This window comes from Bacillus cereus group sp. RP29 (assembly GCF_040459765.1).
Lineage (GTDB): Bacteria > Bacillota > Bacilli > Bacillales > Bacillaceae_G > Bacillus_A > Bacillus_A paranthracis.
In genome coordinates this window covers 3306046-3330734 of the sequence record NZ_JARVHN010000001.1, presented here as the reverse complement: position 1 = coordinate 3330734, position 24689 = coordinate 3306046, and the positions used below count along the sequence as shown (strand labels likewise).

The following is a 24689-nucleotide window of genomic DNA, read 5'->3' as shown; positions in this document are numbered from 1 at the left end:
ATTTGAAAATAAGTTATTACGGGTATAAAGAAAAGGAGAAGAGGATAAACATGACGGAAAAAATAATTCAAATTGATGCAATGAACTATCAATTTCAAATAGAAAAAGAAAATTGGAAATTGGAGATGACCAAATCTCAAACACGTATAAAAGACTTCCGTCAATTCGATATAATTACGGGCGTATCATCTGAATTCGTGCCATTAACGATAGAAGAAACGGATGATATGTTTACGTTTGTATTTCAAGTGGATAAAAAATTATATAAGTGGGACGATCTTAGCCGTTTTGGAAGAAATGAGAAATTAAGACTACTTCGGAATGTTGCGCAGTTTCGTAAATATTTAAATAAGCGAATCACGTTCTTTTTACATCCAGACAATATAGTTTTTAATGCGAATTTAATACCAAGTATTATACATAGAGGAATTCGAGATATTGTTCCACCAACCCCGTTATTAGAAGAGCAATTTTTAACACAATATAAGTGTTTAATTATTGCTTTATTCTCCCAAAAACATAACTTTGATGATTTGTATGCTGGGTTACTAAAAGATGCAAAAGAAACAACATTTGAACAGACCGTTGCTCAAATGGAAAGCCTAGATGCATTACTGCAGTTTCTTGATGACAGCTTTGAGAAGGAACAAACAAAAACAGAAAAAAATATGCAGTTAGTACCTAAAAAAAGCTATAAATCGTTTAAATACTTAGCTTTTTCCTTCATAGCGGCGACAGTTATTTTAGCTGCTCCTTTAATATATTTCACTTTTATAAAACTTCCTTATCAAAATAAATTATTAGAAGCAAATGCGGGTTTCATAGCAACTGATTATGACAAAGTCATTACGCAGTTAAGTGAAGAGGAATTTGAATCATTACCGATTGCATCTAAATATGAGTTAGCATTTGCATACATTACAGCTGAAAAATTAGGTGAAGATCAAAAGAAATCGATTATGAAAAACATTAGTTTGAAAAGTGATGAAAAGTATTTGCTGTATTGGATGTATAACGGAAAAGGTAATTTTGATAAATCATTAGATTTAGCTAAAACACTTGATGATCCTCAGCTTATTATGTACGGCCTTGTTAAACAAATTGAATCATTGAAAAATAATCCGGATTTATCAGGAGAAGAGCGTGATCAAAAATTAAAAACATATGAGCAACAATTAGATGAATATAAAAAGAAATATGGCAATTCATCAAGTGATAAAAATTTGTCGGACACAGAGAAAAAAGAGTAAGCACTTGATGAGACAGTTGAAAAGGAGCAGTGAACAGGCATGGAGCAACTATTAGTATTGACTTATGGAGACAAAATATATAAGTGCACATTACATCCAAATGAGCAATCAATAGTGTCGATTGGAAAAGAGTGGACAAATGATATTACGAATCCAAGTTTAGAACAAGAAATAGAATTAACGTGGAATAATGAAGTAAATGCTTGGATGGTACAAAATCAATTAATAGAATTCAATAAGGAATTTGAGATTGGAAAAACTAAAGATGTGAGCTTGAAAATCTTTATCTCTATTATCGGCACAACTAAAGTGTTTGATATCGGAACGAAACATTCTCTTACAATTAGTCAAAACAGTTATGATGATATTTCTATTATTGGGACAAATGTAGATTTAATGCTATCTCGTGAAACGTTGTACGATTCTTTTAAAGTGAATGTATATGACGGGGATGTATTTCATAATTATACGAAGCTAAAAGATAGCGTTATGTTAGAAGCGGGAGACGTATTATATTTTGATGGTGTTTTAGTAGAAATAGGCAATGAAGACATTCAAGTACTTTCTTCAGAAGAGAACGTGAAATCTACGTTACCTATTTTAGTAGAATCAGAAACAAATTATCAAAGTGGTTATCCAGATTATCATCGTTCACCGCGTATTATTTACCGTGAACCAGAAGAGAAAATGACAATTGCAAAACCTTCAAGTATGCCGTCAAAACCGACTGAACATTTGGCAAGAATTATTGCACCTTCTCTTGTCATGATTGTCGTAACCGTATTACTTGCTATCTTTATGAAATATGGGATGTTTATTATTGCATCGATTGCGATGACATTAGTAACAATTATTGTTTCTGTCACATCATATATAAAAAATTTAAAGCAATATAAAATTGACATTGTTGAACGTGATAAAAGTTATAGAGCGTATATAAAACAAAAAACGAAAGACTTACATGCAGAAAGTGAAAAACAGCGCCATGCATTACATTATCATTATCCAAATGTTGAAGTGATACGTAATATGGCTATGCAAGTAAATCCACGTATTTATGAAAAAACAATGTTACATCATGATTTCTTAACATTTAGCGTTGGGACAGGACAAGCTAATACGAGTTTTGAAATCCAATTTAATGAAGAAGAATTTAGTCAAACGAAAGATGAGTTAATTGATATAGCGCGTGAACTAAGACAGCGTTATCTTACTTTGGAAGATGTACCTGTTGTAACAGATTTGATAAATGGACCGGTTGGCTATATTGGACAACGCTCTTTAGTGCTAGAACAATTACAATTATTAGTTGTACAAACCGCGTTATTCCATAGTTATTATGACTTGCAGTTTATTACTATTTTTCCTGAAGAGGAAAAAGAAAAATGGAATTGGATGCGCTGGTTACCACATGGAAGTGTTCGCGATATAAATGTACGTGGATTTGTATACCATGACCGTAGCCGTGATCAAGTGTTAAATAGTTTGTATCAAATATTGAAAGAACGAAAATTAAAACTAGATGAAAAAAGTTCAACGAATGAAAAAATGTACTTTGCACCGCACTATGTTGTTCTCATTACAGATGAAAAACTAATACTAGATCATGTTGTTATGGAATTCTTTAATGATGATCCAAGTCAATTAGGTGTATCACTTGTATTTGTACAAGATGTTATGCAAAGTTTACCAGAGCACGTGAAAACGGTAATTGATATAAGAGATGCAAAACAAGGGAACATCATCTTAGAACAAGGAGAGCTTGTAAACCGTCAATTTAAACTCAATCACGTACCGAAAGGGTTCAATTTAGAAGACATTTCACGAGCATTAGCACCTTTAAATCATTTGCAAAACTTAAAAAATAGTATCCCAGAAAGTGTAACATTTTTAGAGATGTACGGTGTTGAGAAAGTAAAAGAACTAAATATCACAAGTCGCTGGGAGAAAAATGCAGCGCATAAATCTTTAGCTGTACCACTTGGATTACGTGGTAAAGAAGATATCGTAAACTTAAACTTACACGAAAAAGCACACGGACCACACGGGTTAATAGCAGGTACAACAGGTTCAGGTAAATCGGAAATTATACAATCGTACATTTTATCTCTAGCAGTTAATTTCCATCCGTACGAAGTAGCCTTTTTATTAATTGACTATAAAGGTGGCGGTATGGCGAATTTATTCAAAAACTTACCGCATTTATTAGGAACAATTACGAACTTAGATGGAGCACAAAGTATGAGAGCGCTCGCATCAATTAAAGCTGAATTACAAAAAAGACAACGATTATTTGGGGAAAATGATGTAAACCATATTAATCAGTATCAAAAACTGTATAAAGAAGGCTTAGTAAGTGAACCGATGCCACATCTATTTTTAATTAGTGATGAATTCGCGGAACTGAAGTCAGAACAACCAGAGTTTATGAAAGAGTTAGTTTCAACAGCGCGTATCGGTCGTTCGCTCGGAATCCATTTAATATTAGCTACGCAAAAACCGAGTGGTGTTGTAGATGATCAAATTTGGAGTAACTCGAAATTCAAACTAGCATTAAAAGTTCAAAATACGTCAGATAGTAATGAAATTTTAAAAACACCAGATGCTGCTGAAATTACATTACCAGGACGTGCTTACTTACAAGTTGGGAATAATGAAATATATGAACTATTCCAATCAGCTTGGAGTGGAGCAGACTATGTAGAAAACAAAGAAGATAAAGAACATTTAGACGCAACGATATATGCAATAAATGATCTAGGACAATATGAAATATTAAGCGAAGACTTAAGTGGACTTGGTAGTAGTAAAGAAGTAATAAGCGTACCATCTGAACTGGATGCTGTTATTGACTACATTCACGATTACGCAGAAATAAATGAAATTGAAGCGTTAGCTAGACCGTGGTTACCACCACTTCCAGAAAGCGTATATTTACAAGACTTACATGCAATTCAGTTCAAAGAAGCATGGACGAAAGAAAAGAAACCATTACAAGCAACAGTTGGTCTACTAGATCAGCCTGAATTACAATCACAAACACCATTAACATTAGATATTAGTAAAGACGGACACGTAGCGGTCTTCTCAAGCCCAGGCTACGGAAAATCAACATTCTTACAATCAGTCATTATGGATGTAGCTCGTCAGCATAGTCCGGAGCATTTGCATGTGTATTTAGTGGACCTTGGAACAAATGGTCTTCTACCTTTGAAAGGATTACCTCATGTAGCGGATACGATTACGATTGATGAATCTGAAAAATGTTTAAAGTTTGTTGAAAGATTAACTCAAGAAATGAAAAATCGTAAACGATTATTAAGTGAATATGACGTTGCAAATATTGAAATGTATGAAAAGGCAAGCGGGAAAGAAATACCACATATTATTATTGCAATCGACAATTATGATGCAGTAAAAGAAGCGAAGTTCTATGAAAGCTTTGAAATGCTAATTATGCAAATTGTCCGAGATGGTGCAAGTTTAGGAATTCATACCTTAATTAGTGCAGGGCGACAAAATGCACTTAGAATTCAATTGTACAATAATATTAAAATCCAAACTTGCCTATATATGATTGATCAAAGTGAAGTAGCTAGTATTGTAGGGAGATCTGATATAAAAGTGGAAGAAACAGCAGGAAGAGCGTTAATAAAACTAGAATCTCCTACATTATTCCAGGTTGCACTACCTACGAAAGCAGAAGATGAATTACAGCAAATTCAATTATTACAACAAGAAGCAAATGATATGGATCGAGAATGGGATGGAGAACGTCCGAAGGCAATTCCAATGATGCCAGAAGTGATTGATATTGCTACTTATCGTAAAAATAAAGACGTTACAAAAGCTCTACAAGTAGCAAGAATTCCAATGGGGCTTGATTTTGCAAACGTAGAAGTTGTAGCTCATGATATTGCAGTGAATGATCATTTAATGATTTATAGTGTAGATGATAGTATGAGAAAACAAATTGTATCTAGCATCCTATCTCAATTGAATAAAGATTATTTTGAAAGTGTGACGTTGGTGGATACAGCAGAGTATAGTTTCGTTCAATATAAAGACGATGTGACGCACTACATTGTAGACGAAAATGAAATCAATATGCATGCGAAGTATTGGATGGAAGTAATTCGTGAACGAGCTCTTGAATTAGCACAAGCAAGACAAGAAGGTAGAGAAATTCCTGCATTCACAAAACAACTCATTATCATGACAAATGTTGAAGAGTTTAGTAAATTTGTTTATTTAGAAATGGAGGATGCAGCGACTTTAATTGATTTATCTCGTACAGTAGGTATTTACTTTGTATTAGCAGGTCACCACGACTACATGGACCGAAATCGTGAAGCTCTACCTATGAAAATGAGAAGTAAACTAACAGCAGCAATTATCGCAATGCCATTAAATGATCAAAGTATCTTCAACATAAAATATATAAGCAACGAAGCACCATTAGGTAAAGATGAAGTGTATTACTATCAAAAAGGGAACATAATGAAACTAAAAATGCCTAGAGTAACTAACGAGGTGACAGTATGAAATTAAAGAAGAAAGCTAAGGTGATGATAGTCGTGTCAATAGTGGCAAGTTTATTAAGTGGATGTGGTTTTGGAGAAAAGCAAATAGATTATAAGCCATTTGTCAAAGCTTTGGATGAAGGTGACATGAGAAAGGTTATGTCTGCGAGTGATGATGGGTATGCGTATGTGAAGGAACGGGTTATTGATTTTACGACAGAAAAAAATGGTGATGACAGAATTCATAATACACTATATCAAACTACTGAAGGTATATATAATTTGAAAGAAAAATTGTTATATGGAATAACGTCTCAAAAAATAACAAGTAAAACAAAAGATATAAAGTATAGGCATAAGGATATTAATTATAAAGAAGAAGAAAAATATAATACCAACTTTATGTATAAAAACGGAAAACTTCAAGGTTCGGATTCAAATTTAGATATTTCTCCTGTGAAATTGATATTTAATAGATTACAAGGTGTAGGGAATTTAAAACTGAAAGCAGATGGTAATAGAAAAAAATTTAATGAACCAAATTCAGTTGGATTTACTTTAACAGAAGCACAATTTCAAGAAATAATTAATGATAAATTAAAATTGCAATATAATAAATTTGAAAATGCATCAATTGTACTTAACTTTAACGATTCAATAGACAATGAAAAACACCCAATGCAAATAACAGAATTAACAATTTCAATTGACTATGAGAAGAAAAATGATGAAGGTAAAATGTTAACGCATAGTCAACAAATATATGTTTATTTTAGTAGTAAAAAAGATAACAATCAGGAAGCTAAGAAAGAGTTTGTAAATTATGAAAAACAATATAAAAATAAGTAATTAAATGGGAAGGTGAAGTGGTTTGACGAAAGGTGTGGAAAAGACAGAAAATTATAGATTGACTTCGGATTGGGGGAAATTGAAACTAGCAGGAGAAGATATATATAGTTTCAATAACAGCGAAGAGCCATATAATAAAACAGGAGAAAACGGCAGGGAATTAAACATAAATACTTTAGAAGAAAAATTTGGTGCAACACTTATAGAAGTTGAAGTGGATAAAGATACAGGATTTGCAGCTTATGCCTTTAAGGATAATAAAACAGGAGAAGTTGTTATTTCGTATGTTGGAACGGAAGCTGGAAAAGACAATAATAGTGATGTAGTAGTGGATGCGGAGATAGGTGGTCATAATTTAACCAATGCAAATAAATTAGTGTTTAATGATTGGGAACATGAGTTAGAAGTAAAACAATATGATCAAGGAGAGGCATTTTACGAAAAAGTGAAACAATATGCTGATGGTAAAACCATTAGTATAACAGGACATTCTTTGGGCGGAGGTATTGCAAATACAGTAGCATTAAGGCATCAAGAAGACGATATTGATGTTTTGGCGCTAAATCCAGCACCAGTTTTAAATCGAGATGTAGATAAGTTTGGTAATGGCTTTGATATGAAAAATGTTCGGAATATCATTAATCAGAATGATCCACTACATATTGGGATAAAGGCAGCAGACTTCACACTTCCGGGAAGAATGTATAAAATTCCGAATCAAGCTGGTCACTCATATGCTTTTACAGTGAAGGATTATGATGAGAATGGACATCTAATATGGATTGATAAACTAGCAAGTGATAATGATACAGGGTGGGATATTATTCCGGGGATTCTGGAGCTTTCCCAATCTACTGGTGCAATATATACAGGAACTATAAATGACGTATTTCATAGAAAAGTTTCTATCCAGGAAGAAAAAATAGCTGGAAATGCAATTAATTTGATACTAAGCGTAACGCCAATTTCTACTATTTTAGGTGGGATATTATGGTACTCGGACGTTATGCAAGGTAGCAAGGAGCTTGAAAAGCTAAAAGATATAGTTCAAGAAGGTTTTTCAAGATTAAATACAAAGTATGAAGGGCTAAAATCCCAAATTACAGCAGAAGCAATCCAATTTAGTATAATGGCTACAGTTGAAATAAAAGGAGCGGTAGATATCGCTGTAGAATGGATTGAAACAACTTTAGCGAAATGTAAGGAAAAAGTTTTAGAAGTATTAGAGTCTGTATTTAATACTGCTATAAATTTTTTAGCTGGAAGTGTTGTAGTATATTTAGCTACAAGTGAAATTTTAGATATTGCAAAAGAAGTTGCAGCTTCTTACGTGCAAGATTTACTAGATTTGTTTAAAGGAGATTTTGTAGTTGATACAAATGTAGCTGCAATTGTATCTGAACATATATTAAGTCATCGTCACTCATTGTTAAATCTCTTTATGAATGATAACAGTAGGGGGATAAACCGTTCTTTATTAGGTGAAATTGCTAAAGATGTGAAGGAGTTATCGAAAGATTTAAAACAATTAAACGACGATGTTTCAGAAGCGGTATTTTCTATGTTTGCAAAAGACGAAGAATTAGGAGCAGTTTCATATTATTAAAACTCCAAGTTTATAAATTTAAAAGAGAGGGGTATGAAGGTGGATTTACATACGATAATGTCAAGAGTTCATAGTACATTTCCAGCTAGTGGTGGACGAGAACAAATTATAAACGTTGTAGTGCAATTGGAAAAAGCAGCTGCATCTTTAACGGGAGATATTAGAAGGTTAGAGAGTAGTATTGATAGCACATTACAAGGAAAAACACGTGAGGCATTTATTGATCGTATCCGTCAATTAGAGAAAAAAAGACAAAAAATAGAAGAGAAAATTAGCGTACTAAAAGGGACAGTGAATTAATATGAAAGACTATATGGATAAAGTATTACCTTTAGGCAGTGTTGTAAGATTGGGTCTTAAAGAAGAGGAAGATGCGGAGTATGTAATTACTACGAGAGGTTTATTACTTGATGAAAACACATTCTATGATTATGGCGGAGTGTTGCATCCAGTGGGTTTAACCGAAGAGACGTATAAATTATTTAACCACACGGATATTGCAGAGGTTAAATTTGAAGGGTATCGAAATAAAATTGAAGGTCAATTCGCAGCTAAGTTTAAAATGTGGCGGAATGAGTTTGTTGAAAAAGTAATTGAAAAAAATAAAAAGCAACAACAAGCACAAGAGTTAGAAATAAAGGGAAAAAAATAAATTTAAAAGGAAATAAGCTTTCCTCTTCCAAAATGGAAAGAGGAAAGCTTATTTTGATTGAATAAGGGTGTCAGTATGAAGTTAAAGAAGAAAGCTAAGATGATGATAGTACTGTCAATAGTAGCAAGTTTATTAAGTGGATGTGGTTTTGGAGAGACAAAGATAGAGTATGAGAGATTAGTAGAGGCATTGGATGAAGGGGACATGAAGACAGTTATGTCTGCGAGTGATGATGGGTATGCGTATGTGAAAGAAGAGGTTAGGGATAGCACTTTTATTGAGGATAATAATAAGCAAATAGGAGTAGTTTATCAAACAACGCAAGGTATTTATAGTATTAAAGATAATATTCTTTTTGGTGAGGCACAAAAGAAAGTCAATACTCCAGTTGAGGATGAAAAACATAGTGACAACCCACAATATAAAGAAGAAGTTGTATTCAAGTCAGATATAAGATACGAAAATGGACAGCTAGAAGCTTCAAATCGAGGGGGAGATATGTCTAATATAAAATTAATGCTCAATAGAGTGCAAGGAATAAAAGAATTGAAACCAAATGTGAATAAAAAAAGCTTCAGCCAACCAGCTACGATAAGCTATAATTTATCAGAAACTCAATTTAAAGAGCTATTTAATGGGAATTTAGGATTAGAGTATGAGAAGTTTAGTTATGCAACACTACTAATTGAATTTAATTCTGCTAAGGATACAAAGGAAAATCCGATGGAAATAACAGAGATAACAATTTCGATAGGCTATAAACAAAGAAATGAAGAAAATAATATGATTAGGCATGATCAAGAAATAACAACATATTTACATAATAAAGAAGAAAATAATCGGAAATCAAAAAAAGATTACTTACAATATGAAAAGAAATTTAAAGAAAGCCATTAATATATAAGGGGGAGAATATGGTGAACGAGGAAGATTATAAATTAAGTAGTGATGTAGGAAAATTAAGATTATCGGCAAGAGATATTTATGATTATAATGGACAAGAAAAAAATATAATAATTCTGATCCAATAATAAATAAACAGAAGTTACAAGACAACTTTAATGCTAATCTTATAGTTTCTGATGATATTCATTCAGTGACTGGATTTGGGGCATATGCTTTAGAGGAAAGAAACACGCATGAAATTTTCATTGTATACGTTGGAAACCAACCGAGCCAAATAGGCTATTTAGCAACCGATGGAGCAATTTGGCTGCATAATTTAACTAATTCACCTATATTGGGATCATTAGCGGAATTTCAGTATAGTCAAGCAGAAAAATTTTATGAAAAAGTCAAGGCGAGTAATAAAGGAAAGAAGATAACTTTACTAGGGCACTCTTTAGGTGGCGGAGCAGCGAATACAGTTGCATTAAGACATCAAGAAGATAATATAAACGTATTAGCTTTAAATCCTGCGCCTGTTTTAAATAAGGATGTGGTTAAGTACGTATACGGGACCAATATGAAGAATTGCCGCAGTCTTATAAATGAATATGGTCCTTTGGATGGCGCCATTAAAGCCACAGATTTTGTAATATCTGGACAGGTTTATAAAATGGAAAATGGGGATATTTCGGTATTTTTATAGTTAGGAAAAAGTTATTCTAAAAGGAGTAAGTTGGGTGAATCATAGACGCAAGAAAAAGAAACCGAAACAAATAAGAAAAGAAGCTGTTCAGATAAAACCGATAGTAGAAGAAAAACCACTAAAGAAGAGTAGAAAAAAGTTAGTTGATATTCTTCTAGGTATTCTTCTTTTCCCAATTTTTATATGGGCTGTCTTGGAAGGTTCTACAACACAAGTAAGCAAAGGGAAGACTTTCCTTATTATCGTTTTCTTTCTCTTAATTGCAATAGGGTTATCTATGATAGGAAACAAATAAGGGGGAGTGCAGATGTTTAAGAAGAAGGAGAAAAAAACATTTACGTTAGATTGGTAAACACACAAGGGGAAATCATTCGAGAGTTTAATTGTACAGAAAAAGACTTGCGAAAAGTAAAAGAAAATGGTACTGAAATTCGTTTGGTTGGAGATAACTCATATGAGATGGTAGCAACCGATGAACAACTAGAAAAACTAGCAAGAGCTGAAGCAGAAATCGAAGCGGAAATTAAGGCATGGGAAGATGCTTTAAATGAGAGTTTGGATGAACGGGAAGAAAGAGAAGCGAGACAGAAGGAATTGAAAGAAAAGAATAAATGGAGTACAAAGAAGAAAGTAATCGTATTTGGACTGATATTCTTTGTATTTATTGGATTACCTATTATCGAAGGGTATCAAAATAGTAAACTAGTTGAAGAAGGTACATCATTACATGCAGAAATTGTAGGTAGGCATGTAGAGAAGGAATTCATGTTTACACACCCCACACTAGTAGTTGAGGTAGATGGTAAAAAGCATAATGTATGGGTAAGTGAAGAGACATATAACGGAGCAGAGTGGTTAGGTAGACTAAAAATCATCAAAACAAAAGATGGTAAAGTTGAGAAAGACCCTAGATATGAGGGTGAAGACTTAATTACGAGTTATTAAGCAGTATGTTTTTAGTATTCGCTTCTCTCAAATTAAATAACATTATTATTTGCAAAAATCGAATCCATTAAAATAAAAAACAAATTTTAAATAACTGTAATAACCTCCTAGCATATTGTTGATGGGAGGTTATCACCTTTCTGAAGATAAAATTAAAGAGCTATATTATCTTGATACAATTGTGATGACAGTAATGTTTTTACTAAGTGAGTGCAGTTTCGGGGAAACAAAAATAGAGTATGAGGGATATGCTTAAGTGAAAGAGAGAAGAATATTTAGAGCTTTTGAGGAGAAAGAAGGCTATTTGAACTATCAAAAGCATTCTGATTATGTACGGTAATTATACATAAAAGATTATCTAAATTTAGTTACACAAAGATGAATGTACTTAAAAAGTTAGATTACATTAGTATATGTAGGTTTCTTATTTATAGGAGCAGTGATTGTTCATATTGTGACAACGATTGATACGTTTAATCAGGCAAGTGAAGGTGCATTTAGCATGAATGAAAGATCCGCTTCCTTTTTTAGTAAAACAAAAGAAACTATGATGAAAGGGGCTTTAATATACGCATTAATCCTACTTATTTTGATTTATTTTCATAATGATTATACGTTTGATACTTTTATTGGATATGTAATAGGTACTGTTTTACTATATACAGTAGCCGTTGGTGCAGCAGAATTCCAGCTATTGGTGTACTGTAGATTCAAATTTAAATCATTTAATATGACTTGGGAAGAAAATGAGAGAATGCGTGGGAGAACTCGAAAACAAAATAAAAAATTCAAAACGAAAAGTAAATAAGGGTGAAATAGAATTTAAGTGTATGAGAATTATTTAAAACTATATAGAAGGTGAAAAAACTGAATGTGGAATATAAGAGAAGAAGATATGGGTCTTTTTGAAATTGAAAATAGAAATCGATTAAGTCCGGATTATATAAGAATCTTTTATGTAGGAGTTTTTGCATATACTTCTATACCCATGCTTATTATGTTTTTAATTTTTTTGCTGAATGGTGATAAGATTTCTTTAACTCCTTTTGAGAAGATGGTTGTACAAACTGAAGTGAAATTGTATATTTTGGAGTTCGTTTTTTTAATGTTATTCATGTCTAAAAAAATTGCTTTTAAATTACAGAAACTCCAAACCATTGTGACTGTATTTTATTCTTTTCAGTTAGCAACATTACCATTTATGGCTATGGTGGTGGAAGAAATCTTTGATTTTCCATGTGATAATAAAACACTGGTTTATGTTGGTTTAATACTATTAGGTGCAATCTGTATGCACATTGTGGCAACGATTGATGTTTTTAGAAAAGCAAAGCATGGGGGATATAAATTGGAAGGAAAGGCTGTCTCGTTTTTTACTAATACGAAATTATATTTATTGATTGGAATGACAATCATTGTAATAGTTCTACTTGTATTTATTTTTTTAAACCTTAATTATGCATTTGATGAAATGGCAATTTATGTGATACAAACAATAATATTATATACATTTGCTGTAGTATCAGCAGAATTCGTCCTGTTAGTGTATTGTCGCTTCAAATTCCCATCATTTAATATTACGTGGGAACAACATGAAAAGGAACGCCAAGAATTTATAGCAAATAGAAAAAGAATAAGAGAGAAAGAACAAAAGCGAAACAAAAACTGAAATGAAAGTTGTAAATGATACTTGTAAACTTATATTGAAGATAGAATGAATACATTATTCATAAATTAACTAGTAAAGGGAGGAATGTAATATCTTGAATAAAGATTCTAAAGCTGTAAAAAAAGAAAAAGGTTTATTTGAAAGTGTAATAGCACCTATTATTGTGGGGAGTATGTTTATCTTTTTAATTCTATATAAAATAGCAGAGTTTCTGGGGAAGTGGCTCATTATTTTGTCAATACCGAGCTATATTGTTACTATGTTTATTTTTTTATACCAGAAAGAATATGGAGGTGTATTGGTTTGTGGAATAGGCTTAATACTAATGCTATCGCTGTATTTTGTGTTTGTTAAAAAAAGTAAAAAAGGCTAGTTTAATATGAAATACCAAAAACACTTATTTACTCTTAGTTTGTCTACAAAAATAGAGTTATTACATGATTTTAGAAAAGATGGTGTAATTATATATGGAATATAAAAGAAGAAGATTTAAATGAATTTAAAAGTACTTGCAAGAATCGCTTAAGTCTCGATTGGGCGACAGGATTTATGTTTGGAACGATGTTTTTTATTTCTTTAATAATGTTTTTTCTTATTGGAGGGTTAATAAGGTTTGGTTGGAGTTATTACCCGACTCTCTTTGATAAAATAATTGTTAGCCTTGAGTTAGTGCTTTATAGTCTTCAAGTAATTTTTTTTATTATTTATTTGTTTCCTAAGATGCGATTTAAATTTTAGAAACTACAAACACTCGTGGTACTATTATATGCGTTTCAGCTAGGCACTATAACATTTACAATGTTGATAATTCCAGGAGCGTCAAATTATTCAATTGATCAAGTTACATTAATGTATGTCGGGTTATTATTTTTAGGTGCAGTCATTTTACATATTTTAGCGACTATTGATACTTTTAGACAGGCAAGTAAAGGGGCATTTAATACGGGAGAAGAGTCCTCTTCATTTTTTAGTAAAACAAAGAGGACTGCAATAAGTGTGCTCTAATTTATGTGTTAACTCTTCTCATTTTAATTTATGTGCATAATGATTATACACAAAATATTTTAGGATTGTATGCGGGAGGAACTCTAATCATGTACGCGGTAGCCATAGGTGCAGCAGAGTTCCAATTATTAGCCTATTGTAGATTTAAATTTCCATCATTTTATATTTCGTGGGAGGAGCATGAAAGGGAACGTCAGGAATTCTTAAAGCGTTATAAAGAGAGAGAGGAAAAGAAAGCAAAATAAGTTTTTGTTTCTGAAAATTCGAACAGAATATATGAACAATTAAGGATTGTATAGAAATCGATGCTATTAAAAATTAAAGTATCTTCAATATAATCTGTATGAGTAAGTAAATATCAGTAAGTAAAGGTGAAATGTATTACTTTCCAAAAAGAAACATAATGAACTTAAAAATGCCTAGAGAAATCAACGGGGTGTCAGTATGAAGTTAAAGAAGAAAGCCAAGATGATGATAGTTCTGTCAATAATAGCAAATTTATTAAGTGGATGTGGTTTTGGGGAGACGAAGATAGAGTATGAGAGATTAGTAAAGGCGTTGGATGAAGGTGATATGAAGACGGTTATGTCTGCGAGTGATGGCGGGTATGCTTATGTAAAAGAAGAGATTAGGGATAGCACGTTTTGGGCGGAAAATGATAATCGCATTAGCGTTGTATATCAAACAACAGGAGGAGTATACAATATTAAAGAAAAAAAGTTCTATGGAACAACTTTGCAAGAAATTGCTAGTTCATTAAATAGTGAGCAAAAAAAAGAAGAGATTGTATATAGAACTAGTATTAAATATGAAGATAATCAATCAAAAAGTCCAGATCAAAATTTGGATGTTTCGAATGTTCGATTTATATTTAATAGATTAAAGGGAATAGATAGTTTAAGACCCAAAAAAGATAAAAAAAGATTTAGTGAGTCATCCAAGGTAACATATTACTTAACCGAATCGGAATTTCAAGAAATAATTAATGATAAGTTAAAGGCGGACTACGATAAATTTGATGAAGGAATATTATTAATGGAATTTAGTTCGGCGAAAGATTCAAAAGAAAATCCAATGGAATTCACTACAATAAGCATCACAATGGGATATGAAAAAAAGAATAAAGAAGGCCGATTAATAAGGCATGATCAAAAAATAGCAATCTATTTAAATAGTAAAGAAGATAACGATAAAGCTTCTAAAACCCGATATGAGGAGTATGAAAAACAATATTTGAATAATAAGTAATGTATAAAATAAGGGGAAAGGTGTAATTATGGCATGAGTAAAAGGTTAGTTAAAAAAATAGTTATTGTAATGACAGTAACGTTTTTACTAAGTGCGTGCAGTTTCGGGGAAACAAAAATAGAGTATGAGAGATTAGTAAAGGCATTGGATGAAGGGGATATGAAAACGGTTATGTCTGCGAGTGATGATGGATATGCTTATGTGACTCAAAGAGGTATTTATAGTACGTTTGAGCAAAAAGAAGATGGAGAGCACAGTAAGACAATTCGTCAAACTACGGAAGGTGTATATAATACAAAAGATAAAAGTTTATATGGAGAGGCGATACAAACAGTTGCGACTGATATAGAAAAAGACAAGGGGAAAAGGACAAATGTAAATTATAAAAAAGAAACTATTTATAGTACTCATGTTAAGTATGAAAATGGACAGGTGAAAAGTTCGGATTCAAATCTAGATGTTTCATACGTAAACTTAATTGTAGATCGTTTAAATGGGATAGGGAAACTAAAGATGAAGCCCGAGAATGATATAAAAAAGTTTGATCAGCCTAATTCAGTTGGATATCGACTAACTGAATCTGAATTTAAAGATATTATTAATAATAAATTAAAGATACAATACGATGAATTTGATGGAGCAACAATCGTATTGCACCTGGATGCCTCAAAAAATCCAAAACAAATTTTGCAAATGAGGATAGATATAGATTTTAAAGAAAAGAATGAGGATGGAAAATTAATAGAAAATATGTTCCAAATAATAACGTATTTTAATAGAAAACAGGATAATAACCAAGATGCGAGACAGGAATATTTAAAATACAAGGCGCAGTACAACAAAAGAGATAGTTAAGAGTGGCGATGAAAATAAAAAGGTATAAAATCAGTGACTAAGAAAATTGAATCTTTATTTTGGTAATATACTATAGTTCGGGGAAAGGTGAAGCTAACAAATGTGGAACATAAAAGAAGAAGATCTAGATGAATTTAGAATTACATGTAGACATCGTTTAAGCCCTGAAGGAGCTATGTTGTTTATGTTTGGTGGAATGCTTTATAGTTCGTTATTGATGCTTTTTATTTTTGGAGCATTAATTAGATTTGGCTGGGATTACTATCCGACTCTTTTTGACACAGTAATGGTCAGAATGGAATTGTTGTTATATAGCCTACAAGTAATCTTTTTTATTATATATCTGATCCCTAAGGTACGTTTTAAATTTCAAAAGCTCCAGACATTGGTGATATTATTATATGCGTTTCAGTTAGGTACTATAGGTCTTACGGCATTTGTTCTTCCAGGGATGAGTAATTATTCTATTAATTTTATTACGCTTATTTATGTAGGTTTACTAGTATTAGGAGCAATACTTGTTCATGGTGTAACAACATTTGATACTTTTAAACAAGCAAGTAAAGGTGCGTTTAGTATGGGAGAAAGATCTACTTCATTTTTTAATAAGGAAAAGAAAAATGTAATGTTTGGTGTGGTAATTTATGTACTAATTCTTCTCGTTTTAATTTATATACAAAATAATTACTCATTGAGCATAATGTTTGGTTACTTTATATTTACATTCATCATGTACGCGATAGCCATAGGCGCAGCAGAGTTCCAATTATTAGTCTATTGTAGATTTAAGTTTCCGTCATTTTATATTTCGTGGGAGGAACATGAAAGAGAACGTCAGAAAAGACTAAAGATGTATGAAGAGAAGGAAAAGAAGCAAACAAAATAAAGAAATAAGTTTTGCGTCGAAATGAGGAATGATGGATGCTTAAAATAAAGGAAGAAGATTTAGGTTTATTCAAAATTGCAAATAAAAACCGATTAAGTCCGGATTATATAAGAATCTTTTATGTAGGAGTTTTTGCATATACTTCTATACCAATGTTCATCATGTTTTTAGGTGTTTTGCTGAACGGTGATAAGATTTCTTTAACACCATTTGAAATATTTTTGGTACGATCTGAGGTAAAGTTATACATTTTGGAGTTGATTTTTTTAATAATTTTCATGTCTTCAAAGGTAGCTTTTAAATTACAGAAACTCCAAGCCATCGTGACTTTATTTTATTCTTTTCAATTAGCAACATTACCATTTATCGTTATGATGGTTGAAGGAATGTTTGATTTTCCAAGTAATAATAAAACGTTAGTTTATATTTGTTTAATAATGTTAGGGGCGCTTTGTACTCACATTGTAACTACAATTGATGTTTTTAAAAAGGCAAAACATGGAGGATATAAATCGGAAGGACCAGCTGTCTCATTTTTTACTAACGCAAAATTATATTTATCGATTGGAATGACAATTGGTGTAATGGTTCTACTTATATTAATTTTTCTAAATCTTAATTATACATTTAGTCAAATGGCAATTTATGTTGTACAAACAATAATATTATATATATTCGCTGTAGTATCAGCAGAATTCGTCCTATTGGTGTATTGTCGCTTTAAATTTCCATCATTTAATATTACGTGGAAACAACATGAAAAGGAACACCAAGAATTTATAGCAAATAGAAAAAGAATAAGAGAGAAAGAACAAAAACTGAAATGAAAGTTATAAATGATACTCGTAAACTTACATTGAAGATAGAATGAATACATTATTCATAAATTAACTAGTAAAGGGAGGAATGTAATATCTTGAATAAAGATTCTAAAGCTGCAAAAAAAGAAAAAGGTTTATTTGAAAGTGTAATAGCACCTATTATTGTTGGGATTATGTTTATCTCTTTAATTCTATATAAAGTAGCAGAGTTTCTGGGGAAGTGGATTGTTATCTTCGGAATAATATTTTTTATTGGTAGTATATTTCTTTGCATATATCTAGAAGAATATGGAGGGGTGTTGGGCGGTGGGATAGGGTTAATATCGATGCTATTGTTATATGTTATGTTTATTAGAAAAAGTAAAAAAGGCTAGTTTAATATGAAATACCAAAAACATTTATTTACTCTCAGTTTGTCTACAAAAATAGAGTTATTACATGATTTTAGAAAAGATGGTGTAATTATATGTGGAATATAAAAGAAAAAGATTTAGATGAATTTAAAATAACATGTAGAAATCGCTTAAGCCCAGAAGACTCTGTGGGATTTATGTTTGGAGGAATAGTTTATAGTTCATTATTCATGCTTTTTATTTTGGTAGCATTAATTAAGATTGGCTGGGGATACTATCCGACTCTCTTTGACAAAATAATTGTTAGTATTGAATTAGTGTTATATGGTTTGCAAGTAATCTTTTTCATTCTATATCTAATTCCAAAAGCTCGTTTCAAATATCAAAAGTTGCAAGCACTTGTGATATTATTATTTGCATTTCAGCTAGGAACTATAGGATTCACATTGTTTATACTTCCAGTAATTTCGAATTATTCAATTGATCAAATTACATTATTGTATGTGGGTTTATTGTTTCTAGGAGCAGTTTTTGTTCATCTGGTGACAACGATTGATACCTTTAAACAAGCAGAGAGTGGGGCATTTAGTATGGATGAAAGAGCAACTTCATTTTTTAGTAAAACAAAAGGCAATGCAATGATTGGTGTTACGATATATGTACTAACCCTTCTTATCTTAATTTATGTTCATAATAATTATGAAACAGGGGTTTTAGTGGGGTATATGGCAGGAACCCTTGTAATGTACGCGGTAGCCATAGGTGCAGCAGAGTTCCAATTATTAGCCTATTGTAGATTTAAATTTCCATCATTTTATATTTCATGGGAGGAACACGAAAGGGAACGTCAGAAAAGACTAAAGCTTTATGAAGAGAAGGAAAAAAGAAAACTAAAGAAATAAAATAAGTTTTGGTTTCTGAAAATTCGAATAGAATATATAAGCAATTAAGGATTGTATATAAATCAATGCTATTAAAAATTAAAGTATCTTCAATATAATCTGTATGAGTTAATAAATACCGGTAAGTAAAGGTGAACTATATTACTATCAAAATGGGAATGTAATGAACCTAAAAATGCCTAGAGAAATCAGCGGGGTGTCAGTATGAAGTTAAAGAAGAAAGCTAGGATGATGATAGTTCTGTTAATAGTATCAAGTTTATTAAGTGGATGTGGTTTTGGGGAGACGAAGATAGAGTATGAGCCATTTGTCAAAGCTTTGGATGAAGGTGACATGAAAACGGTTATGTCTGCGAGTGATGATGGATATGCGTATGTGAAACAAAGAGGTATATATAGTACATATGAGCAAAAGGAAGATGGAGAGCACAGTAAAACAATCTATCAAACTTCGAAAGGCATATATAATACGAAAGATAAAAGTTTATATGGAAATACAACACAAGAAATTACCTCGGAAGTAGATAATAAAAATTATAAAGAAGAAGTTAATTATAGTACAAATATTATGTATAAAAATGAAAAGGTGCAAAGTCCGGATTCAAATCTAGATGTTTCATACGTGAACTTAATTGTAGATCGTTTAAAAGGAATAGGGAAACTAAAGATGAAGCCCAAAGGTGATATAAAAAAGTTTGATCAACCTAGTACTGTTGGATACAAATTAACTGAATCAGATTTTCAGAGCATTATTAATGATAACTTGAAAATACAATATGATGAATATGGTGGTGGATCAATCGCATTGCATATAGATTCTAAAAATGGCTTAGAGCAGATATTACAAGTAAGTATCGTAATGAATTATAAGAAGAGAAATGATGAAGGCAAGTTAGTAAAATATATATCACAGATACACACATATTTTGATAGTCAGCAAGGTAATAATCAGGATGCGAGACAGGAATATATTGATTTTAAAGTAAAGTATAATAAGAAGCAGTAATATTAAGAAGGGCATTTGCACGTAAAGATAATAGTGACATAAGTGAGATAAATCTTTCATAAATATTTCTATTTGTAGCGGAAAGAATTTGAGAATAAACAGGTAGCCTCAATTGCTGGAGTAGATGCAACAATTGGGGCGTTTATCTGTCTAAATTTAGTTTGAATGCATACCATTTTTTAGTTAGAGTCCTCGCTCCTCAAGTAGTTTCTTCATAACAACGGTTTGAAGTTTTTGTGTAATCTGCTTTTATTGCTAAGTTACAACTATTTCCTCTTATAGAGTACTTCTTATTATCGATACATCGTCCACATTCCAATGTCTTTAAATCCTAGTCGTTTATAAATACGTCCAGCAGCTGGATTGTTATAAAATAAACAAAGTGTTCGGCCTTCGTTCGTAAAGTCTTGAATCATTTTTTGTAATATGAGTGAAGCAAATCCATTTCCGCGGTAATTCGGATGCGTACATACGCCAACAACCATTGCGGATAATGAATTTTCAGCGGAAGTAGAGGCGGATGCGATGATTGCGCCGTCTTTTTCAATATAATATGTATGTCCTGTATTTGTTTCAATAGCTTGCCGTAAAATTTTTTCTGATTCATGAGCAGTTCGGAATTCAGTGATGTTATTTCGTAATTGCATAATTCGTTCTAAGTCATCTAGTGTGGCAAGTTTAATTGTTTCTTGGATAGGCGTGCTAGGTAAGTTGTTGCCATTTAGACATTCACAAAAATACATATCACTTTTGACACCTAGTTGAATAGCAGGAGAAGTTTCAAATTTTTCTACGATAGTTGACTTGCCAGATAGTTTAAGCGGCTTATACGCTGAAAGAAGTGCCACATAGTCAGAGGCGGCAAATTCTTCTTTACTATATGGGATAAATGAATCGTGGAAGCGGAGTAAAATTGATTTTAATGTTCCATCCTCTTTAAATACTCCCCATAGTTCTTGAAAATCTGTATCATAACCGAAAGCTTCAATATCTCCAATAATAAATAAGTTAAGGGCTGCTTCTTCTTTTAGGTAAGCGAATACTTGTTCATGATCTTTCTTTGTTAATTTTCTCATCATAACGAATCGACCCCTTTTTTATTTTTCTAAATATTACAACTTAAGTTTTTTGAAAGCAATATAAAATTTTATGTTTAGTTCACAAACTTTCGGAAAAACTAGGAAAGATATGACAAAGGAGGTTATGAACGGTGGATCATCCAATTCAAGGGTTAATGAAAGCAGCAATGGAAAATTTAAAAGAAATGGTCGATGTAAATACGATTGTTGGAGAGCCTGTTCAGACGGCTGACGGTGGTGTAGTGTTAACGGTTTCTAAAGTAGCGTTCGGTTTTGGAGCAGGAGGTTCTGATTTCCAAACGAATGATGGACAAAGAGCGAACGGTAACCCTGCATTTGGTGGCGGTAGCGCGGGTGGTGTTTCTATTACACCAGTAGCATTTCTTGTGGTGAATAAAGATGGAGTAAATATTCTTCATTTACAAAATGCGACACATTTAGCGGAAAAAATGATTGAATTAGCTCCACAAACAATTGATAAAATTCAATCGATGTTCCAAAAAGATGAAAAGAAAGAGGGAAATCATCATCCTCAAAACCCAGATGAAATCCTTTAAAAACGCCTGCTCACGAGCAGGTGTTTTTTCTTGTAATCACTATGTAATAAAACACATGAAATTGTAAATAGTTTTTGAAGTTTTTTCTATGTTTCTAAAATTTTTCATGTTAAAATATGCTATAGAATTGAAACATATAAAACGAAGGTGGCTAGGTGCTTTGTCTGGAGGATCTGACCAAGTAAAGAATATGATATATATTAATGGTAATCGTCGAGGTCATTGTTTTATTACATCAGGAATTACGTTTAAAGAGTTTGCAAGTAACATCCCTTCACCGCTTCATCAAGTGTTGCTTTTAAAGCATAACTTTGAATGGACAGATTTTCATTATCATACTTTATTTGAATATGTTGAGGAAGAAAATATACATAAGTTAATTCAAGCAGAGATTGATGAATTTGATGAATTTTGTTGGGTAGATTTTGATGATGCAAGCGATTTAGATGAACTAGAGCCAAAAGAAATTGCAGAGCTTTTATATTTGGCTCACAAAAAAGAACCACTTGCAAGAACGTTCTTTCCGTTATTGAAAAATAGATTTGTTTATTTTTCACATGATGACGGATGGTACAACAAAGTGTATTATCGTAGAATTGCAGACTTTGTAGGGATGTTAAGTAAAGTTATTCCTTATAAACTCGGTGCTTTCGGTAAGAAACGTTTTTCTTTCTTCCAAAAATCAAAAATTTTCCCAGCAATTTCAAAAGAAGTGATTATGGGGCTTCTTCCATTAATGGAAGATGGTCTTTATATTGATCTGGCAGGGAAAATTGAGTCAAGAAGGGGTCTTGAAATTCCGGTATATGTAGTTGGTTCGTATGAAAGTACGGATGAGGTACTAGATAATATCGATGAATTGAAAGAAGAAGCAACAGAGACTGGTTGGCTTATTTTTGATAAGAAAGAACAAGAGTGGCAATGGGTTGTGGACTAAGAAAACTTGGCGCATGCAGTCAAGTTTTCTTGTCTTTTGAAAGGAGTACAAATGAAGAAGTATTATACAATTGTGGGTATTGTAAGTATTATTCTTGTGGCAATTTTACTTATAACTTGTCCGAAAGAATCAGATTTTAAATTGTATCTAGAAGATAAGTATGCATTGAAATGTGACGAGAGTAGTTTTGAATGCACACAAAATGTAGATGGTAAAAAAGAAAAACTAAAATTTGAAAGTACAGATGCACGAAATGGTGTATTCTTTATGACTGTAAAGCAAACATTTAAAACAGAAGCTGATGTTACGAAAGAATATAGCGGGGTAGGAATGTTTGGTACATTTCTTTTTGTTTCAGAGAAGACTTTCTAGTAATAGAAGGTCTTTTTCTTATGCTTATGTTCATATAGATGAAGTAAGACAAGCATAGGAGGGATATTGATGAAGAAGGAATGTATTGTTTGTGGCGGTGAGGAGTTTTTTTCCTCAACGTTATACGCACGTACAAAACAAGATTGGGCGTATGCACCAAATATGTATCGATTTGAAAAGGTGTTTATTGAGCATAGGGATGAAGAAAATTATCCAGTGTTTCAAGAAATTACAGCGAAACATTGCTGTGGATGCGGTCATATTATGTTGTATCACGAATGAACACACCAAGTATAACTTGGTGTGTTTTTTTAAAACGCTGACAAAGCAAGCGGATAAAGTAAAGTAAATAAAACAGAAAAACTCCCAAAACCAATTGCTGTATATCCAAGTGTTCTTGCTCCGAAATTGACAGCTAATAAGCCAACTAAAATCGCAAGGGAACCGAGTGTAACTGGATAAAATGCAATGGAGAAAAGCGAAAGAAATAAAGCGACATAGCCTATCATTGCACCGGTATTTGTACCTTCTATTTCATTTGCAATTTCTTTACGCTTATGTCTAATTGGTAAGCCAGCTGGTGATATTTCAGCTGCATACTCTTCGTTTTTTTCACCACTTTTAAAATGATGATTTCTCTTTCTTCGCATGTACATCCCTCTCTTTCAATTGGGTGTACCTATAGTATCTTTCATCAAGAGAAGAACATGAGTATGAGTTAAACCCAAGTAAAGCAAAAATTGGAGAATAAAGATTCCTTCATTAGCATGTACATTTCCTTATGAAGATAAAACAGGAATTTTGGAAAATGATGTAGAATGAAATGAGTGATAAAGCGTGAAGGTAGGGGAATATATGACGAAATTTAATTGGCATGAATCAGCAGAAAAGAAATGGGATAGTAGTGCAGAGTTTTGGAATCAAAATAGTCAGGAGATGTGGGATAGTGGGAGTAGGAGTACGATTATTCCATTTTTTGAACAATATGTGAAGAAAGAAGCCAAGGTGCTTGACGTTGGTTGTGGTGATGGATACGGTACATATAAATTAAGTCGCGCGGGCTATAAAGCAGTTGGAGTGGATATATCAGAAGTGATGATTCAAAAAGGGAAGGAGCGCGGAGAAGGGCCTGATTTATCTTTTATAAAAGGAGATCTTTCTTCCTTACCATTTGAAAATGAACAATTTGAAGCAATTATGGCAATTAATTCTTTAGAATGGACCGAGGAGCCATTACGAGCATTAAATGAGATAAAGCGTGTTCTAAAAAGTGATGGATATGCATGTATTGCAATTTTAGGACCGACAGCAAAGCCAAGAGAGAACAGTTATCCTCGTTTATACGGCAAAGACGTTGTGTGTAATACGATGATGCCTTGGGAATTTGAACAGTTAGTAAAAGAACAAGGTTTTAAAGTTGTAGATGGTATCGGTGTATATAAGCGCGGAGTAAATGAGAAGATGTTAGGTCAACTATCTACAGAGTTACAACAATCGTTAACATTCTTATGGGTATTTATGTTAAAAAAGCATAAAGAAATGAAAGAATTTTTAGGAGGTAAATAAGTGCAGAAAATACAAAAA

Annotated in this window: 25 protein-coding genes and 3 pseudogenes; 26 read left to right on the top strand and 2 right to left on the bottom strand. The window is 32.3% G+C overall.

Translation table 11 applies throughout. The annotated features are described in order from the left end of the window. The first annotated feature begins 50 nt into the window (after positions 1 to 50). The 21 genes and pseudogenes from essB (at position 51) to QCI47_RS17625 (ending at position 20160) form a co-directional block, all read left to right on the top strand. On the top strand, positions 51 to 1250 hold the full coding sequence (essB, locus tag QCI47_RS17725; protein ID WP_000136621.1) for a type VII secretion protein EssB: 1200 nt from the start codon (positions 51 to 53) through the stop codon (positions 1248 to 1250). Positions 1251 to 1289: 39 nt separating this feature from the next. Then, on the top strand, positions 1290 to 5795 hold the full coding sequence (gene essC, locus QCI47_RS17720; RefSeq protein WP_309422785.1) for a type VII secretion protein EssC: 4506 nt from the start codon (positions 1290 to 1292) through the stop codon (positions 5793 to 5795). Further along, a complete protein-coding gene (locus QCI47_RS17715; RefSeq protein WP_309422786.1) occupies positions 5792 to 6622 on the top strand; it encodes a DUF3952 domain-containing protein in 831 nt (276 codons plus the stop codon). Before essC ends, QCI47_RS17715 begins: the two co-directional genes overlap by 4 nt. Positions 6623 to 6644: 22 nt before the next feature. Beyond that, complete coding sequence (locus QCI47_RS17710) at positions 6645 to 8228, top strand: lipase family protein (RefSeq protein ID WP_000160313.1); 1584 nt, start codon at positions 6645 to 6647, stop codon at positions 8226 to 8228. Positions 8229 to 8267: 39 nt separating this feature from the next. After that, positions 8268 to 8528 (top strand): hypothetical protein, encoded by a 261-nt coding sequence (locus tag QCI47_RS17705; RefSeq protein ID WP_000363098.1) that lies wholly within the window; start codon positions 8268 to 8270, stop codon positions 8526 to 8528. A gap of 1 nt (position 8529) precedes the next feature. Next, complete coding sequence (locus tag QCI47_RS17700; protein WP_000656382.1) at positions 8530 to 8880, top strand: DUF4176 domain-containing protein; 351 nt, start codon at positions 8530 to 8532, stop codon at positions 8878 to 8880. A 75-nt stretch (positions 8881 to 8955) separates the two neighbouring features. Continuing rightward, positions 8956 to 9777, top strand: coding sequence for a DUF3952 domain-containing protein (locus QCI47_RS17695; RefSeq protein WP_000768463.1), 822 nt, complete (start codon positions 8956 to 8958; stop codon positions 9775 to 9777). A 17-nt stretch (positions 9778 to 9794) separates the two neighbouring features. Further along, a pseudogene (locus tag QCI47_RS17690) lies at positions 9795 to 10468 on the top strand (lipase family protein); the annotation flags it as partial. A 37-nt stretch (positions 10469 to 10505) separates the two neighbouring features. Next, positions 10506 to 10766, top strand: a complete 261-nt coding sequence (locus QCI47_RS17685; RefSeq protein ID WP_309422787.1) for a hypothetical protein — start codon at positions 10506 to 10508, stop codon at positions 10764 to 10766. Positions 10767 to 10816: 50 nt separating this feature from the next. Next, a complete protein-coding gene (locus QCI47_RS17680) occupies positions 10817 to 11416 on the top strand; it encodes a hypothetical protein (protein ID WP_002198445.1) in 600 nt (199 codons plus the stop codon). 400 nt (positions 11417 to 11816) lie between these two features. Continuing rightward, positions 11817 to 12224, top strand: a pseudogene (locus tag QCI47_RS17675) (hypothetical protein); the annotation flags it as partial. A gap of 63 nt (positions 12225 to 12287) precedes the next feature. Continuing rightward, complete coding sequence (locus tag QCI47_RS17670; RefSeq protein WP_063220156.1) at positions 12288 to 13085, top strand: hypothetical protein; 798 nt, start codon at positions 12288 to 12290, stop codon at positions 13083 to 13085. Positions 13086 to 13179: 94 nt separating this feature from the next. After that, positions 13180 to 13458 carry a hypothetical protein gene (locus QCI47_RS17665; RefSeq protein ID WP_001030798.1) on the top strand — a complete coding sequence of 93 codons (279 nt, stop codon included), beginning with the start codon at positions 13180 to 13182 and terminating at the stop codon, positions 13456 to 13458. Positions 13459 to 13550: 92 nt separating this feature from the next. Next, positions 13551 to 14335: pseudogene (locus QCI47_RS17660) on the top strand (hypothetical protein). Positions 14336 to 14534: 199 nt separating this feature from the next. Continuing rightward, on the top strand, positions 14535 to 15338 hold the full coding sequence (locus QCI47_RS17655; protein ID WP_309422788.1) for a DUF3952 domain-containing protein: 804 nt from the start codon (positions 14535 to 14537) through the stop codon (positions 15336 to 15338). 33 nt (positions 15339 to 15371) lie between these two features. Continuing rightward, on the top strand, positions 15372 to 16193 hold the full coding sequence (locus tag QCI47_RS17650; protein WP_309422789.1) for a DUF3952 domain-containing protein: 822 nt from the start codon (positions 15372 to 15374) through the stop codon (positions 16191 to 16193). 100 nt (positions 16194 to 16293) lie between these two features. Further along, complete coding sequence (locus tag QCI47_RS17645) at positions 16294 to 17079, top strand: hypothetical protein (protein WP_000267098.1); 786 nt, start codon at positions 16294 to 16296, stop codon at positions 17077 to 17079. A 35-nt stretch (positions 17080 to 17114) separates the two neighbouring features. Continuing rightward, a complete protein-coding gene (locus QCI47_RS17640) occupies positions 17115 to 17906 on the top strand; it encodes a hypothetical protein (protein WP_098213268.1) in 792 nt (263 codons plus the stop codon). Between the two features lie 89 nt (positions 17907 to 17995). Beyond that, positions 17996 to 18274, top strand: a complete 279-nt coding sequence (locus tag QCI47_RS17635; protein WP_001030792.1) for a hypothetical protein — start codon at positions 17996 to 17998, stop codon at positions 18272 to 18274. A 92-nt stretch (positions 18275 to 18366) separates the two neighbouring features. Continuing rightward, complete coding sequence (locus tag QCI47_RS17630) at positions 18367 to 19155, top strand: hypothetical protein (RefSeq protein ID WP_309422790.1); 789 nt, start codon at positions 18367 to 18369, stop codon at positions 19153 to 19155. A gap of 204 nt (positions 19156 to 19359) precedes the next feature. Beyond that, complete coding sequence (locus QCI47_RS17625; protein WP_000768483.1) at positions 19360 to 20160, top strand: DUF3952 domain-containing protein; 801 nt, start codon at positions 19360 to 19362, stop codon at positions 20158 to 20160. 293 nt (positions 20161 to 20453) lie between these two features. On the opposite strand, the gene QCI47_RS17620 is transcribed toward QCI47_RS17625, so the two are convergent. Next, positions 20454 to 21239 carry a GNAT family N-acetyltransferase gene (locus QCI47_RS17620; protein ID WP_309422792.1) on the bottom strand — a complete coding sequence of 262 codons (786 nt, stop codon included), beginning with the start codon at positions 21237 to 21239 and terminating at the stop codon, positions 20454 to 20456. Between the two features lie 131 nt (positions 21240 to 21370). Here QCI47_RS17620 and ytfJ point away from each other — a divergent pair, with 131 nt between their 5' ends. The 4 genes from ytfJ (at position 21371) to QCI47_RS17600 (ending at position 23387) form a co-directional block, all read left to right on the top strand. Next, the gene (ytfJ, locus tag QCI47_RS17615) at positions 21371 to 21796 is read left to right on the top strand and encodes a GerW family sporulation protein (protein WP_000349987.1); all 426 of its coding nucleotides are present in this window, start codon (positions 21371 to 21373) and stop codon (positions 21794 to 21796) included. Positions 21797 to 21956: 160 nt separating this feature from the next. Continuing rightward, positions 21957 to 22733, top strand: coding sequence for an oxalate:formate antiporter (locus QCI47_RS17610; protein WP_000014091.1), 777 nt, complete (start codon positions 21957 to 21959; stop codon positions 22731 to 22733). A 51-nt stretch (positions 22734 to 22784) separates the two neighbouring features. Then, entirely contained in the window at positions 22785 to 23105 is a 321-nt protein-coding gene (locus QCI47_RS17605) for a hypothetical protein (RefSeq protein WP_000761180.1), read from the top strand. A gap of 69 nt (positions 23106 to 23174) precedes the next feature. Further along, positions 23175 to 23387, top strand: coding sequence for a hypothetical protein (locus QCI47_RS17600; RefSeq protein ID WP_000711202.1), 213 nt, complete (start codon positions 23175 to 23177; stop codon positions 23385 to 23387). Positions 23388 to 23416: 29 nt separating this feature from the next. On the opposite strand, the gene QCI47_RS17595 is transcribed toward QCI47_RS17600, so the two are convergent. Further along, complete coding sequence (locus QCI47_RS17595; protein WP_001253207.1) at positions 23417 to 23755, bottom strand: hypothetical protein; 339 nt, start codon at positions 23753 to 23755, stop codon at positions 23417 to 23419. Positions 23756 to 23960: 205 nt separating this feature from the next. Here QCI47_RS17595 and QCI47_RS17590 point away from each other — a divergent pair, with 205 nt between their 5' ends. After that, complete coding sequence (locus QCI47_RS17590) at positions 23961 to 24671, top strand: class I SAM-dependent methyltransferase (protein WP_309422794.1); 711 nt, start codon at positions 23961 to 23963, stop codon at positions 24669 to 24671. Positions 24672 to 24689 lie beyond the last annotated feature (18 nt).

Excerpts from the sequence above, each read along its gene's own strand:
- QCI47_RS17700 (WP_000656382.1), top strand. The coding sequence starts at position 8,530 with ATGAAAGACTATATGGATAAAGTATTACCTTTAGGCAGTGTTGTAAGA.
- QCI47_RS17590 (WP_309422794.1), top strand. The coding sequence starts at position 23,961 with ATGACGAAATTTAATTGGCATGAATCAGCAGAAAAGAAATGGGATAGT.
- QCI47_RS17655 (WP_309422788.1), top strand. The coding sequence starts at position 14,535 with ATGAAGTTAAAGAAGAAAGCCAAGATGATGATAGTTCTGTCAATAATA.
- QCI47_RS17605 (WP_000761180.1), top strand. The coding sequence starts at position 22,785 with ATGAAGAAGTATTATACAATTGTGGGTATTGTAAGTATTATTCTTGTG.
- QCI47_RS17715 (WP_309422786.1), top strand. The coding sequence starts at position 5,792 with ATGAAATTAAAGAAGAAAGCTAAGGTGATGATAGTCGTGTCAATAGTG.
- QCI47_RS17625 (WP_000768483.1), top strand. The coding sequence starts at position 19,360 with ATGAAGTTAAAGAAGAAAGCTAGGATGATGATAGTTCTGTTAATAGTA.
- QCI47_RS17640 (WP_098213268.1), top strand. The coding sequence starts at position 17,115 with ATGCTTAAAATAAAGGAAGAAGATTTAGGTTTATTCAAAATTGCAAAT.
- essB (WP_000136621.1), top strand. The coding sequence starts at position 51 with ATGACGGAAAAAATAATTCAAATTGATGCAATGAACTATCAATTTCAA.
- QCI47_RS17650 (WP_309422789.1), top strand. The coding sequence starts at position 15,372 with ATGAGTAAAAGGTTAGTTAAAAAAATAGTTATTGTAATGACAGTAACG.
- QCI47_RS17595 (WP_001253207.1), bottom strand. The coding sequence starts at position 23,755 with ATGCGAAGAAAGAGAAATCATCATTTTAAAAGTGGTGAAAAAAACGAA.
- QCI47_RS17630 (WP_309422790.1), top strand. The coding sequence starts at position 18,367 with ATGTGGAATATAAAAGAAAAAGATTTAGATGAATTTAAAATAACATGT.
- QCI47_RS17600 (WP_000711202.1), top strand. The coding sequence starts at position 23,175 with ATGAAGAAGGAATGTATTGTTTGTGGCGGTGAGGAGTTTTTTTCCTCA.
- QCI47_RS17695 (WP_000768463.1), top strand. The coding sequence starts at position 8,956 with ATGAAGTTAAAGAAGAAAGCTAAGATGATGATAGTACTGTCAATAGTA.
- QCI47_RS17645 (WP_000267098.1), top strand. The coding sequence starts at position 16,294 with ATGTGGAACATAAAAGAAGAAGATCTAGATGAATTTAGAATTACATGT.
- QCI47_RS17670 (WP_063220156.1), top strand. The coding sequence starts at position 12,288 with ATGTGGAATATAAGAGAAGAAGATATGGGTCTTTTTGAAATTGAAAAT.
- essC (WP_309422785.1), top strand. The coding sequence starts at position 1,290 with ATGGAGCAACTATTAGTATTGACTTATGGAGACAAAATATATAAGTGC.
- QCI47_RS17620 (WP_309422792.1), bottom strand. The coding sequence starts at position 21,239 with ATGATGAGAAAATTAACAAAGAAAGATCATGAACAAGTATTCGCTTAC.